This is a genomic window from Bradyrhizobium sp. URHA0013, assembly GCF_000518345.1.
In the GTDB taxonomy this organism is placed as follows: domain Bacteria; phylum Pseudomonadota; class Alphaproteobacteria; order Rhizobiales; family Xanthobacteraceae; genus Bradyrhizobium.
In genome coordinates, this window is sequence record NZ_JADK01000003.1 from 275,148 (window position 1) to 288,881 (window position 13,734).

Below are 13,734 nucleotides of genomic sequence, written 5' to 3' on the forward strand. Positions count from 1 at the left end.
TTCATTCCGGGGCGCGGTGAAGCGGCCGCATCTTCCAACTGAGCCGCTGCGATAGCATCAAGTACGCCGCGCAGTTGCGACCACTCTTCGGGGATAAGATTGCCAGACGTGCTTGCTGGACTCTGGACGATCCCGTCAGGCGGCAACAGCACGAATGCGATCGTGACGCTTCCTGACGTCGAAACGGCAAAACCGCTGTTTTGCACACGGGAAAGCTGCTATTGGCGAACGTTTCAACTACGGGACAAGAAATGACCCTGTTGTTTTCCGGCGCCGATGTCCAAGTTGCCTTCAAAACCGTCCAAGGAAATGCCGAAACCGAAATTGCCAATTGCAGCGACGACTATGTACTCGGGCATCCCATCGAGGACCTGACCGAGAACGTATATGACAAGTATGCCGTTAAGCCGTTGGTGCTGGACTTAGGCGCAAAGGTCGTCGATTTTGTCGATGGGTATGTCCCCCAGTACATGACGCCCAACCCCAGCTTTGACCAACAGCCGGGCGTGAAGGGTCGCATTTACTTCCTCCACGTCCCTTACACGGGTGACGAATACCTCTGGCACTACATGCCGATGCCACCGCCCGCGAACCCGCAGCATGCGGGTGTGTCCACGACCGAGGTCGTCTTCACCGCGGCCGGCGCGTGGCACAACTCCGAGTCCATCAACAAGCAGTTCGACGGTAACATTGCCTTTCTGCGGGATGGCGTCGCAAGGGTGGAGAAACACGTCACGCCCTTCAACGCTGCGCTCCGCAACGTAATTATCGCTCGGTTGGCGCACCGGATTGTGACTGCCAAGAAAACGCTCGAGACCACGGCGGGTCTGAAGTATCCCCTTCGACGGAGGGACAACGCTCCTGAGACCTTCAAGATGCCCGAGAAGCCGAAGCCTCTGGCACTGAAACTGATACCATCGGCAGAGCGTGAGTTCACGCTTGACGAAAAGGACTACCAGGACATTCTTCGGATTTGCGAGAGCATGTCCCTGGTCATGGAGCGAAGCCCCACGGTGTTCGAAAACGCGGAGGAGGAGCACATCCGGGTGCAATACCTCGTCCAGCTGAACGGGCAGTACCAAGGCAAGGCCACTGGAGAAACGTTCAACAACCACGGCAAGACCGACATTCTCATCCGGCATGAGAATCGGAACGTCTTTGTCGCCGAGTGCAAGTTCTGGGAGGGATATGAAGGTCTGAAGAAGACGGTCGACCAGCTTCTTGGATACACGACGTGGCGAGACACCAAGACCGCCCTCATCATCTTTAGCCGGAGGCAGGATTTCACCAGCGTTGTTTCAGAGGCTCAGCGTGCGATGAAGGACCATCAGCACTTCAAATCCGGGCCGAAAAAAGAAGGCGAGACCTGCTTCCGATATACGTTCACCCATCCGCAGGACAAGCAACGGGATATCGTCATCACCCTGATGCTGTTCGACATGCCAAAGCCGGTTAAGCCATGACCTTCATTCTTCTGACTGGAGCTGGATTTTCCTACAATTGGGGTGGCCCCCTCGCCTCCGATATCTTCAGCGCGCTGCTGGCTGACAAAGACTTGGACAACCCTACCCGGGACCGCCTGTTCGATTCAGGAGGAAATTTCGAGCAGGTGTTGGCCGACCTGCAAGTATCGACCGACCCGGCCGACCAGAAGCGGCATGAGGCGCTGATGACAAGCGTGGCGGGGTTATTCAACGGCATGAACAACACTTTTATGCACGTGAGGTTCGAGTTCGAGGACCCGCCGAGCGTCCAGCACTCGGTGGCGGCCTTTCTGAGCCGGTTTCACGCCATCTTCACGTTGAACCAGGACGCCCTGCTCGAACAGCACTACAACCCACACATTGGGCCACCGATGAATTGGGCGCGCATGAACACTCCTGGCATGAGGTTCATGCCGCCATTCCAGCCTACCGGAGCGCGGCAGGACAAGTTCGCCGTTATGGAGCCCCATCCGCCGTTCACGAACTTCGGGACTGGGGCGCAGCCCTACGTCAAACTCCACGGGTCGGTGAATTGGGTAGAATCCAACCAGGGAAAGCGCATCCTCATCATGGGTGGCCAGAAAGCTGTCAGCATCGGGCTATACCCAATTCTGCAGTGGTACCACGACGAGTTCCGAAAAATGCTCACCCGGCCTTCGGCCAGGCTCATGGTCATTGGGTACAGCTTTAGTGACTCCCATATCAACGACGCGATAGTGGACGGCATTCACGCAGGCCTGAAGCTTTTCGTCATCGATCCTTTTGCATTGAAGGCTCTTCAGAACGACGCGCGCATTAGCAAGGCCAAGTCCGCACTGATCGGTTATTCGAACCGGCCGCTGAAAGAGACGTTCGGCGGCGACCGATACTCCCACAATCAAGTTTCACAGTTCTTCACATGACCGAGGAATGGCCCAGCTATCACAGGTATTACGGTGACAGCACTAATTTCCGAAGCCAGCGCATCAGTTGCTACCGTTAGTGCACTGTCACCGTAATTCCGGTTGGGCCGGCGATCAGTCGGATGACGGCCGCGATTTCGGAGAACGGGGATAGAGAAGCGAGGGGTTTCGCAAGGACTCAACCATCCTACGAGCTGACCTCGGATTGCTTTCTGCAAAACTTCGCGTGAACCGATGCTGAAAACCTCCCTTGATTCGCGTGTGGCCGATGGCCAGAGACACGCCTTAAGCTGAAGCTATTGCTAGAAGGAGCGCAGCAACATGCGGCACCCACGATACTCATGGCCAGGTAGCGACGCTGCTCGTGGCGTCCTCATGCTGGCCCAGCAGATAGCTGAGATGTTGAGCCCTCAGAGCTTCGAAAGTTATCGAGTCTATACTCTCTGCACAGTCTCAAGGCTGCAGGAGGCGAGCGTTGTCATTGAAGACGTACAACGAAATCGGATTAATAAGCTTGCGCTTGAGCCGGTGCTGCACGAACTAAGGTGGTCATTAGAAAAGGACCCGGTCGCCAATGGCCTCGCTGGTTCAGAAATTGTTTCATTTCACCGTCTCGTCGAAGCCGGTCAATACTCGCTGCCTGGACTATTGGCTCATCTTATTCTGCTGCAGAAGCTCATCGGCGAAAAATACAAAGATGCGCTGGAAGCGGCGCTACTGGAGACCTTTCATGATCCAAAGGCTCGGAATGAACTGAGAGTGCTAGCGGGATTTTACTGTAGCTATCTGGTGAATAGAGGGTATTCAAAAAATCATATAGCCAAGCTCGTTGAGTCCCAGTTCTTATCAGGTCCGCAAAGACGAGTTGGATGTGCATCGCTTCGCAGGTTTTTTGGTTCGTTCAAACAGCAGCCATCGAAGTATAAGGTGTATGCAGCTGTTTCGAAGGAGTTTGGTCAATTCCTAAAAAGCCTGGGCTTTGAGGTCGCCTCAAAGGTCGGGTTTTCTGCGGACATAGTTCAATGCGTGGATGGCGACGACCAATTCTCTTCTATCGTGACGGATGCGTTCGAGGCGTTTGATAGCTACAGCGCTGCCGCGAAACAAAATCTGGTTCTTACTAACGTTCGCGCTCTTACCTTCCTTGCACATGAAGGCCTGCCTTGCACATGGAGTCAAAAGAAGTTTGTTCAAAAGGCTCGCGATACGCACGGTGCCGTAGAGGAGCAGGCTGATATAGTCTTCGAGCGACAATCGAGCCGCGCACGATCTTCAGCACGGCAGGTCAGAGATATTAAAAAATACTCGCTACGCATTCTCCAGAACTTCGACAGGCGCTCTAATGAAAGGCTGCTTGCTTCAATAAACACCAGCGCGCAGGCAAGAACGACCCCGAGCCCAGAGAACAAGCTTATCTCTCTTTGGTCAGCAGTTGAGGTGCTTCTAAGTGAACCTGAGGTTGGCGTTCCTCGAATAGTTCATTATTCAAAATTGTTGGTGCCCTGCATATGCCTGAGGCATATCCGCCTCCAGTTTGCTGCAGTAAGCGATGAGCTGTTGGTATCATACAAGCGCAAATTTAAGGACATTGTTTCCCGCGAGACGGCCATCAATGGGATTGACATCCATTCGCGATTTGCATCCGTGATGCTCCTACCTCCACATGGCGAACTGAGAGCAGATTTGCTTCGGATGTGCTCCGACAATCCGCTCGCTTGCCATAGGCTGTATAGACTGAACAGCGACTTTCAAAGTTCAGCGGGCATTTACAAAGCACTCAATTCCCATGAACGGCGCGTGGAATGGCAGATCCATCGCATTTACAGGGCACGGAATAATCTCGTCCACGCTGGTCGCGTCCTGACTTATCTAGACTCATTGATAATGAACTTGTTCGAGTACTACAGGACGAGCATTGCAACGATTGTAAATCGAGCACGCCGAGAGGAGAGGCGGTCCGATATCGATCAGATCGTCGCCGAAATAGGCATCGCTTACGGAATCTTCAAAGAGGTCTTTCATAAGAGAAAGTCGAACGAGCTTTCAATCAGCGATCTCAGGGGATTGATATCCCTTGACGCCGAGGACGCAGAATAGACTGGCGTAGAACTGGGGAACTAAACGTGTCGTATCTTCTAGCTTGTCGACCATATTGTACCGGGGGGACGGAATGAACTGGAGCGTTTTCGCGAATTGGCTTTCCGCTGGATGCGCATTTATCGCCGCAGCGCTCTGGTTGCATTCAGCACGCGTTGAGGTTTGGGCTGATGGTCAGAAAGGCCCGAGAAGTGACAACATGGTAATTCTGAAGGAGGGCCGGATGTATGATGTGACTGGATCAGCGCAGGCGCAATCTCGCTGGAGTGCATATGCCGCTGTAGCCGCTGCCGCTGCGGCCGTCCTTCAGGGGCTTGCCCTGCTGACGAGCTGAGGGATACACGTCCTAGCCCTGCTTCCCCACAATGATCTCCTGCAACGTCGCAACGTGCGTTGCAAACGCGCCGCGGCCGGCGGAGGTCGCGCTCACCGTGGTCTGCGGCTTCTTGCCGACGAAGGCTTTTTCCACCGACACATACCCCGCCTTGGCCAGCGTCTCGATATGCGCACCGAGATTGCCGTCGGTGGCACCGGTGAGCTTTTTCAGCCGGGAAAACTCCAGGCCTGCGGCGGCCGGCAGCGCGTTGAGTGCCGCCATGATCTTCAGCCGCAACGGTTGATGAATGATGTCGTCGAGCTCGGCCATCAGATCCGCCGCATCCAGAGCCCGCCGAGGATCAGGCCACCGCCGTTGACGAAGGCCATCCAGAGCGGAAACGCCTCGCCGATATAGAAGAATCCGATCAGCGTCAGCGCGGAGATGCCAAGACCGATCGCCATGAAGGCATAGCCGAACCAGAGACCCGCCAGCGCATAGAACAGCATGAAGTAGAGCGGCCAGAACGTGCCCAGCTGGCGCGGACCGAAATGACCGATCACGTTGGTGCAGAGATAACCGAAGGCGAAGAAGAGCAGAAACACCAGAAGCAGTCTGATGTCGAAGCCGCGACCATGGGAGTGGCGCGGCGGATTGACCAGGCGGAGCACAACCATACCGACAACGCCGACAACATCCACGGCAACCCAGGCGTAGACGGCATAGACCGGCCAGAGCCAGGTCGCGAGATTGCCCGCGAACACCAATACGCCCCACCAGACGGCCGCATGGCTCGCCAGCTCGTAGAGCTGCGATTGCTTCACGCGCTGGACGATGTCGTCGATATCGGCCAGCGCTGCGGACGCCTCCTTGCTGTCGATCATGACTGCCCCGCCCCGCGCGTTGCCACATCCTCGGCGATGATCGAAATCGCCTTCGGGTTGGTGACGATGCCCATGTGGTTGATGCCGTCGATGATCCTGACGTCGACCGACTGTTTGATGGCCTGCACGGTCTCCGCGTATTTATCCGAGATCATCATCTCGTCGTCGGCGCCGCCGAAAATCGTAATCGGATGCGTTACCGCCGGAAGATCGACGCGATAGCCGCGCGTCGCGAAATTGCGCGTCAGGCGGTCGGAATAGGTGGAGACGAGATACTTTGCCGAACTCGCCGGCACGGCGAGAGCGAGCACCGGAAGCTGCGCGCAGCAGTCGATGCCGAGCTTGCGCAGGGTGGCGAGCCCGAGGAAGCGCGGCAGGTCGAAATTGGCCCAGCCGCCGGCACGCGGCTTGTTGGTCGGCGCGTCATAGCCGAGGTAGGGCGCGAGCAGCACCGTGCGCACGAACATGTCCTGCATGATCGGTGTCGCGGCGACGCGCAGCGAGAAGCCGGCGCCGGCGGAATGGCCGATCAAAGTGAGCGGCAGATCCGGCGCGGTCTTGCGGATTTGTGCGACGAAGTCGACGAGGTCGTCTTCGAGCTGCCCGACATAGCCGATGTCGCCGCGCGTGCCGGAGCCGCCATGGCCGCGAATGTCGAGCGCCCAGGTCTCCACGCCGCGCGCGGCGATCGCATGGGTCAGGGCATGATTGACGGTGCCGCTGGAGCCCGAGGAGCCGTGGATGAAGATCGCGCCACGGCCCGTCGCGGCTCCAATGGGGGCGTAGTGGCGGAAACCGATCCAGGTGCCGTCGCGGGCCTGAAAGCGTTCCAGGGCCGGCAGCGTCGACCAATCGATGCCCTTGGCGGAGTCGGAGACGGATCGCATCTCCGGCGGCCGCTCTAGCGGCGTTGCGATCATCGCGGCCAGGATCAGCGCCACGCCGCCGACCGCACACAAGGCCCATTTCAGTCCGCTCAAAACGCCGCGCAGCAGTCGGATTGCCATGATCCACTCCTCTAAAATCGGTTCAATATAGAGAACTCTATACTACAGAGTACTCTTGTGATCAATCCCCGGATTGGCGCCGCGCTGCGAAAATCCTTAACGTCGGGTCTGACCCCAAAATGCCGAATCGTTTGCCGATGCCGCCTGCAGAGCCGCTGCTCAACACCCCCGAATTCACCGTTTCCGAGCTCTCGCAGTCCCTGAAACGGACGGTCGAGGACACCTATGGCCATGTCCGGGTCCGCGGCGAGATTTCCGGTTTCCGCGGCGCGCACTCCTCCGGCCATTGCTATTTCGCGCTCAAGGACGAGAGCGCCAAGATCGAGGCGGTGATCTGGAAGGGCGTGCACGGCCGCATGCGCTTCAAGCCCCAGGAGGGGCTCGAGGTCATCGCCACCGGCAAGCTCACGACCTATCCCGGCTCCTCGAAATACCAGATCGTGATCGAGGCGCTGGAGCCGGCCGGCATCGGCGCCCTGATGGCGCTGATGGAGGAGCGCAAGCGGAAGCTCGCCGCCGAAGGCCTGTTCGACGAGGCGCGCAAGCAGCTGCTGCCGTGGCTGCCGGAGGTGATCGGCGTGGTGACCTCGCCGACCGGCGCCGTGATCCGCGACATCCTGCACCGGCTGGAGGACCGCTTTCCCCGCCACGTGCTGGTGTGGCCGGTCAAGGTGCAGGGCGAAGGCTCGGCCGAGCAGGTCGCGGCCGCGATCCGCGGCTTCAACGCGCTGCCGGAGGGCGGCAAGATTCCGCGCCCCGACGTGCTGATCGTCGCGCGCGGCGGCGGCTCGCTGGAGGATCTCTGGTCGTTCAACGAGGAGATCGTGGTCCGTGCCGCGGCCGAGAGCATGATCCCGCTGATCTCGGCGGTGGGGCACGAGACCGACATCACGCTGATCGATTTCGTCGCCGACAAGCGCGCGCCGACGCCGACGGCGGCGGCCGAGATGGCGGTGCCGGTGCGCAGCGACCTCTTTGTCGAGGTCGGCGATCTCGGGCGACGCACCCGGTCCTGCTGGCAACGCGGCCAGGAGAGCCGCCGCAGCGAGTTGCGTGCGGCCGCGCGCGCGCTGCCGGCCGCCGGCGATTTGCTGGCGATCCCGCGGCAGCGGCTGGATTCGGCGGGTGCGTCCCTGCCCCGCTGCCTCAAGGCCAACACCCACGCGCATTTCCGAAGGTTCACCGCCGCGAGCGCCAAGCTAACGCTGCGGGTGCTGCATGGCCAGATCTCGCAAGCCGATCATCGCCTCACCGTGTGCGGCGAGCGGCTGGGCCTGTCCACGCGCTCGCTGCTGCGGCGGCGGCGCGACCGCTTTGCCGGGCTGGAGGTGCGCTTGCGCGCCTCAAAGCTCTCCAATGCGCAGGCGCAGCGCAACGCGATTCACCGCCAGCGCGAGCGCACGCATCGCCTTGCCGAGCGCGCGAGCCGCGCGCTGGTGACGCTGTTGCAGCGGCTCGATGCCCGCGTCGAGAACAGCGGCAAGCTGCTCTCCGCCCTGTCCTATCGCGGCGTGCTCGCGCGCGGCTTCGCGCTGGTGCGCGACGAGGCCGGCCATCCCCTGCATGCGGCCGACGCGATCGGGCCTGGTGCAAGGGTCGAGATCGAGTTTGCGGATGGCCGCGTGGGTGCGACCGCGGATGCGGATCGGCCCGCGGCCGCAGCAAAGCGCGCGCCTTCGCAAGCGAAGGCGGCGGCGCAAGAGGCCAAGCAAGCTCCGAAGCGCGTGGGCAAGCCGGTGGATCAGGGGAATTTGTTTTAGAGGCGCGAGGGCGTTGCGCCACCCTCGCCGTCATTCCCCGCCTTGTGCGCAATTGCGCACTGGAGCGGGGAATCCAGTACGCCGCGGCTTCTCCATGAATCACAGCCGCCTCGGTGTACTGGATCGCCCGGTCAAGCCGGGCGATGACAGCGAGAGTGTGGCGCGCGTATGCATCCTCAACCTCGTCATTGCGAGCGCAGCGAAGCAATCCAGAATCTTTCCGCGGTGGGACTCTGGATTGCTTCGCTGCGCTCGCAATGACGGTGTGGCAGCAGTCCGCCTACCGGCAGGACAATCCCGCATCGATCGTGGTCCAGAAGCCGCAATGTTCCGGCGCACGCATCGGCGCGCCGGCATGGGCTTCGAACAGATGGGCTTCGAACAGGAAGACCGCGACGGTGAAGACGATCAGGGCGGAGGAGAACAGGACGAAGCGGTTGCGCATGGGATTGCGTTTAATCGACATCGTGGTCGAATGATGGCGTCGTCACGGGTTGAAACCATCACGGCGCGCCAACCGTAGATTCACGGTCGGCCATTCTCCGTGCAGGGCGGTGGTCGATGCGGGGCTGTCCGCTGTTGTTCCCAAGGGCGGCCCCGCCTTCGCTCTCACGAGCTACGGCGCGGCGAGCCCTCATCCCAAGCCTACCGCGCCAGCCACTCCGCGACGTCCTTCTGCGACTCCGCGCGCGCGGCCGCATCGGTGCCGAGATGGCCGTGCTCGGGTGCGGCGGCATCAAGGCTGCCGGCGAGCGCATGCAGCGGCGTGTTGGCGCGGTCGAAATCGTGATAGGCGCCGGGATAGACCACGATGCGCGCGAGCGCGCTGCGGCCATGCGCACCCTCGACCATCTGGCGACAGGACGGCGGCGACGAGACGTCGTCATTGGCGCCGATCAGCACCAGCGTCGGCACCCGCGTGCTCCAGCCAAGGCCTGCGGAAATCCTGCAGTCCGGATAGAACGCGATCGCGGCGCGGAAATCCGGGCCCGCCTCGCGCGCAAGGTTTTGCGGACGCACGGCCCAGAGCAGCGCGCTGGCGCCATTGGCCCATCCCATCAGGCTGACGCGGTCGCGCGCAACCCAACTCTGCCGCATCAACCAGGCGCGCGACGCCGCGATGTCGGTGACGCGTTCGCGCCGCGCCTTGACGTGGATCTCCTTGACGCGGCATTGCGGCCCGAGCTCGCGCGAGCCGTAGCTGTCAGGAAGCAGGACGGCGTTGCCAGACTTGAGCAGCCGCTCGGCCCATTCGCGATAGCGCGGCAGCACGGAATCGGAATGGCCACCGAGCCCGCCGCAGCCGTGCAGCGCGATCACGGTCGGAAACGGCCCCGTGCCCTCGGGCTTGTAGAGCTGCGCATGCAGCACGCCGGACGCCAGCGGAATCTCGACCGGCTGCGGCGCTGGCGACGCTTGCGCGGCCGACATCAGCAACGTCAGGAACAGGGCGGTGAACGGAAGGCGCATCGAACTTTGCCGTTGGATCCTTCGCTCAAGCACTATCACGCGGAAACGGCGCCAAAACATCACAAACCGGTGGGTTTACCGGGCGGACAAGCCACCCTATCTATGCTACATCCCGTCCAACACATCGTGCCCTCCAAGGTGATCCCGGAGCGGCCTTCCACGGAGACTTTCGACCGTGCTGAACAAGTTCGGCCCCTCGGGCCATGGCGAAGCGCAGGTGCAGTATCTCGACGGCGATTTCCGCGTGATCTCGCCGGGGACCTTCGTGCGGTGCGCAATCACCGATACGCGCATCCCGCTCGACGAGTTGAAATACTGGAGCGTGGACCTGCAGGAAGCCTACGCCACACCCGCCGCCGTGCTCGAGCGGCATTACCCGGGCGCGCCCAAGCCGCAAGCGTGAGGCGGCGGACAGCAACTTCATCGAATTCTCCTGATCGTCTGAAAAGATAGGAGCTTGCGATGAATGGCGCCTGAATGTCCTCGTCGCCCTGACAGGACGACAGTGGGTTTCAGCGCCTTGAAAAGCGCCGCTCGCGCGCCTTGTAGAGATGATCGCTGATCAATTGCCGGAGCGCAGCCGGGTCGTCGAATTCGAGCTGGACGGCGAACGGCACGATGCCATCCGGCACGCCTTCGCGGCCGTGCAGACGGGCGATATCCTTTTCCGTCGTCACCAGTGTTTGCTGCTCGCGCCGCGCCTCCGCAGCGAGGGCCGCGATCTCGTCGTTCGAAAACATGTGATGATCGGCGAAGGCGCGGGTGCGCGCGACCTCGATGCCGCCGGCGCGCAAGCTGCGGAAGAACCGCTCGGGATCCCCAATGCCGGCGAACGCGAACACCGGCTTGCCCAGCAGTCTTGCGACCGACCCGGCGTCCGGCTTCAGCCGCGCGCGCAGCTCCGGCTTGCTGCGCGTGGCAAGCTCGGCCGCGACATCATCGGCGGCACGGCCACCGCCGATCAGGACCAGCGCGTCGGTGCGCGCGAGCTGCGCCTTCAGCGGCGCACGCAGGGGACCGGCCGGAAACACCTTGCCGTTGCCGAGGCCGCGCTCGCTGTCGATCACGATCAGCGAGATGTCCTTCAACAGACGCGGGTTCTGGAAACCGTCGTCCATCAGGATCACGGTGGCGCCTTGCGACTTCGCCAGCGCGACGCCGTCGAGGCGGTCGCGCGCAACTGCAACAGGGACGTCGCGCGCCATCATCAGCGGCTCGTCGCCGATTTCGGACGCGGTGTGACGCATCCGGTCGACCATCACCGGGCCCTTGAGCCTGCCGCCATAGCCGCGGCTGAGCACCACCGGCGTCTCGCCGAGCTCGCGCAAGAGCTTGGTCAGCGCCAGCACGGTCGGCGTCTTGCCGGCGCCGCCGACATGGTAGTTGCCGACGCAGATCACGGGGATGCCGGCGTCGATGCCCTCGCGCAGCATCCGCCGTTCGGTGATCGCGCCGTAGAGCGCACCCAGCGGCCCCAATGCGTAGGATTCGAGCGAACGTGGCCGGTACCAGAAGGCCGGCTCACGCATTGGCGGCCCCCATCTCGATCCGCAACTGCAGAAGATAAGGCTCGAGCGCGGTCATGGTGCGGTTGAGTGCGCCGCCGAGATCCTCGACCACGCCGGCGCCCGATCGCTGTATCTTCTGGCGCAGGGCGGGATCGGCGAGCAGCTGGCCGAGTTGCTTGATCAGCAGCTCCTGGGTGTCGGCCTGGCGCGCGCCGCCGCTGTGATCGAGCGCCTCGTAGACATCGGCAAAATTGAAGACGTGCGGACCATGGACGATGGCCGCGCCGAGCTTGATCGGTTCGATCGGATTCTGGCCGCCATGGTGGATCAGCGATCCCCCCATGAACACGATGTCCGAGAGGCGATAGAACAGGCCGAGCTCGCCCATGGTGTCGGCGATATAAACGTCGGTGGCCGCCGTCGGCAGCTCGTCGCGCGAGCGCAGGGCCGGCTTCAGGCCAGACGCCGTGATCAGGCCCGTGATCGAGGAGCCGCGATCCGGATGGCGCGGCACGATCACGCTCAGGAGCTGCGGGAAGAAACCGCTGAGGCTGCGATGCGCCGCCACCAGCATCTCCTCCTCGCCCGGATGGGTCGAGGCCGCCACGATGATCGGACGCCCGCGCGTCATCGCCAGCAGCCGTTCGAGCTTGGCGGGATCGGCCGGCGGCGCGGGAACGTCGAGCTTGAGATTGCCCGTGGTGACGACGTCGCGGCCGCCGAGCGCCGAGAAGCGCTCGGCATCGGTCTTGGACTGCGCCAGACAAATGTCGAACCGCGACAACAGTGCCGAGATGGTGCCTTGCATGCGGCGCCAGCGCGGGAACGAGCGCGGCGACATCCGCCCGTTGATCAGCACCATCGGCACGCGGCGCGCGGCGCCGGCCAGGATCAGGTTCGGCCACAGATCGGATTCGATGAACAGCGCCAGCGACGGCTTCCAATGATCGAGGAAGCGCGCGACATAACGCGGGGAATCATACGGCACGTATTGATGGATGACGTCGGGCGGAAAGCGCTTTGCCACAATGGCAGCCGACGTGACCGTGCCCGAGGTGAGCAGAATGCGCAGGTTCAGATCGCGCAAGCGCTCGATCAGGGCCGCCGCGGCGAGGACCTCGCCGACGCTGGCGCCGTGAATCCAGACCAGCGGACCGTGCGGCCGCACGTCCCGGGAGAGGCCCCGCCGTTCGCCGACGCGCGCGGGATCTTCCTTGCCCTGCTTCAGGCGCCGCTTGATCAGCACAGGCGCGAGCGGCACCAGGCCGCGCGCCAGGCGCCGGTACATCCGCAGCGTCAACGGCAGCGAGCCGGGCAGCGATTTAGGCATCTGCAGGTCCCGGCCGGCCGAGTTGCGCATAGGCGCGGCGGGTCGCCTCGTTCAAGGTCTCCTCCAGCTCGAGCCGCAGCGCTTCCATGGTGGCGGCGTTCGCATCCGGCGGAACGTGGATTTCCTTGATGCCGACCAACGCGCCCCGCCCGAACGGCAGGTTGATGGTGGTGCGGTCCCAGTTCTGGAGCCGGACGAAGCGGCTGGTCGCCATCGCAAAAGGCATGATCGGCCGCCCCGATTCCCGTGCCAGCATGATGATGCCGAGCCCGGCCACGCGCGAGCGCTTGGGGACGTCGGCGGTCAGCGCGACATTACAACCGTCCTGGAGCGTCCGCACCATTTCCTTGAAGGCACCGACCCCGCCTTTGCGGTGAAACGCGCCGCCATGGTCGCCGGACCCGCGGATGGTGCCGATGCCGAGCCGCTCGGCGGCAATCGCGTTGAACTCGCCGTCGCGGTGACGGGAGATCAGGACCCTGGCCTTGTACCAGTCCTTGTTCTTGATGAAGGGGGTGAGGAAATGCTGGCCGTGCCAAAACGCGAAGATCGCCGGGATCTGCGGTTCGACGCGGTCATAGACGTCAGGCGGATCGAACGTGAATTTGTTCGTCCGCCAGACCAGACGCAGATATTCGGCCGCCAGGATTCCGACGGCACGCTGGACGAAGCTGCTCCTCAGCGTATTGCGAAGCAGCTTTTTCAACGCGCCGGTTCTTGATTCGGGTCGAGCAGCCGGTGGAGATGGACGATGAAATAGCGCATCTGCGCGTTGTCGACCGTGCTCTGCGCCTTGGCGCGCCAGGCGGCGTGCGCGGTCGCATAGTTCGGATAGAGGCCGACGATCTCGACGTCGTCGAGGTTCTTGAAGGTGTTGTGCTCGAGATCGACGAGCTCGCCGCCGACGACGAGGTGGAGCAGTTGTTGCGGGGCACTATCTGGCATCGGTTCTGTTCCTAACGGGCTGCCCGGCAAA

14 protein-coding genes are annotated in these 13,734 nt (G+C 62.1%); 5 read left to right on the plus strand and 9 right to left on the minus strand.

Annotation, left to right across the window (positions count from 1 at the left end; genetic code table 11):
- The first annotated feature begins 251 nt into the window (after window positions 1–251).
- The 3 genes from N551_RS36520 (at window position 252) to N551_RS37675 (ending at window position 4,483) form a co-directional block, all read left to right on the plus strand.
- A complete protein-coding gene (locus N551_RS36520; protein WP_051462591.1) occupies window positions 252–1,463 on the plus strand; it encodes a hypothetical protein in 1,212 nt (403 codons plus the stop codon).
- On the plus strand, window positions 1,460–2,386 hold the full coding sequence (locus tag N551_RS0101385) for an SIR2 family protein (RefSeq protein WP_027565416.1): 927 nt from the start codon (window positions 1,460–1,462) through the stop codon (window positions 2,384–2,386). The genes N551_RS36520 and N551_RS0101385 overlap by 4 nt, the downstream gene beginning before the upstream one ends.
- Before the next feature lie 375 nt (window positions 2,387–2,761).
- Window positions 2,762–4,483, plus strand: coding sequence for a hypothetical protein (locus N551_RS37675; protein WP_155809346.1), 1,722 nt, complete (start codon window positions 2,762–2,764; stop codon window positions 4,481–4,483).
- A gap of 346 nt (window positions 4,484–4,829) precedes the next feature.
- Here the strand turns inward: N551_RS37675 and N551_RS0101405 are convergent, their stop codons facing one another.
- Genes N551_RS0101405 through N551_RS0101415 form a run of 3 tightly spaced genes read right to left on the minus strand, consistent with a single transcriptional unit; the run spans window position 4,830 to window position 6,690 of the window.
- Window positions 4,830–5,129, minus strand: a complete 300-nt coding sequence (locus N551_RS0101405; protein ID WP_027565420.1) for a transcriptional regulator — start codon at window positions 5,127–5,129, stop codon at window positions 4,830–4,832.
- Window positions 5,129–5,683: a hypothetical protein gene (locus N551_RS0101410; protein WP_027565421.1), complete on the minus strand. Its 555-nt coding sequence runs from the start codon at window positions 5,681–5,683 to the stop codon at window positions 5,129–5,131. Before N551_RS0101410 ends, N551_RS0101405 begins: the two co-directional genes overlap by 1 nt.
- Window positions 5,680–6,690 carry an alpha/beta hydrolase gene (locus N551_RS0101415; protein ID WP_027565422.1) on the minus strand — a complete coding sequence of 337 codons (1,011 nt, stop codon included), beginning with the start codon at window positions 6,688–6,690 and terminating at the stop codon, window positions 5,680–5,682. Before N551_RS0101415 ends, N551_RS0101410 begins: the two co-directional genes overlap by 4 nt.
- A gap of 137 nt (window positions 6,691–6,827) precedes the next feature.
- On the opposite strand from N551_RS0101415, the gene xseA reads away from it, so the two are divergent.
- Window positions 6,828–8,450 (plus strand): exodeoxyribonuclease VII large subunit, encoded by a 1,623-nt coding sequence (gene xseA, locus N551_RS0101420; protein WP_027565423.1) that lies wholly within the window; start codon window positions 6,828–6,830, stop codon window positions 8,448–8,450.
- A 280-nt stretch (window positions 8,451–8,730) separates the two neighbouring features.
- On the opposite strand, the gene N551_RS37680 is transcribed toward xseA, so the two are convergent.
- Window positions 8,731–8,916, minus strand: a complete 186-nt coding sequence (locus tag N551_RS37680; protein ID WP_197031108.1) for a hypothetical protein — start codon at window positions 8,914–8,916, stop codon at window positions 8,731–8,733.
- A 179-nt stretch (window positions 8,917–9,095) separates the two neighbouring features.
- Entirely contained in the window at window positions 9,096–9,920 is an 825-nt protein-coding gene (locus N551_RS0101430) for a dienelactone hydrolase family protein (RefSeq protein ID WP_027565424.1), read from the minus strand.
- Between the two features lie 175 nt (window positions 9,921–10,095).
- Here N551_RS0101430 and N551_RS0101435 point away from each other — a divergent pair, with 175 nt between their 5' ends.
- A complete protein-coding gene (locus N551_RS0101435; protein ID WP_007596922.1) occupies window positions 10,096–10,323 on the plus strand; it encodes a DUF2093 domain-containing protein in 228 nt (75 codons plus the stop codon).
- 109 nt (window positions 10,324–10,432) lie between these two features.
- Here N551_RS0101435 and lpxK read toward each other — a convergent pair whose 3' ends face one another.
- Genes lpxK through N551_RS0101455 form a run of 4 tightly spaced genes read right to left on the minus strand, consistent with a single transcriptional unit; the run spans window position 10,433 to window position 13,703 of the window.
- Complete coding sequence (lpxK, locus tag N551_RS0101440) at window positions 10,433–11,449, minus strand: tetraacyldisaccharide 4'-kinase (protein WP_027565425.1); 1,017 nt, start codon at window positions 11,447–11,449, stop codon at window positions 10,433–10,435.
- On the minus strand, window positions 11,442–12,788 hold the full coding sequence (locus N551_RS0101445; RefSeq protein ID WP_027565426.1) for a 3-deoxy-D-manno-octulosonic acid transferase: 1,347 nt from the start codon (window positions 12,786–12,788) through the stop codon (window positions 11,442–11,444). Before N551_RS0101445 ends, lpxK begins: the two co-directional genes overlap by 8 nt.
- A complete protein-coding gene (locus tag N551_RS0101450) occupies window positions 12,751–13,464 on the minus strand; it encodes a lysophospholipid acyltransferase family protein (protein ID WP_027565427.1) in 714 nt (237 codons plus the stop codon). The genes N551_RS0101445 and N551_RS0101450 overlap by 38 nt, the downstream gene beginning before the upstream one ends.
- On the minus strand, window positions 13,461–13,703 hold the full coding sequence (locus N551_RS0101455; RefSeq protein ID WP_007596929.1) for a DUF4170 domain-containing protein: 243 nt from the start codon (window positions 13,701–13,703) through the stop codon (window positions 13,461–13,463). Before N551_RS0101455 ends, N551_RS0101450 begins: the two co-directional genes overlap by 4 nt.
- Between the last annotated feature and the right edge of the window lie 31 nt (window positions 13,704–13,734).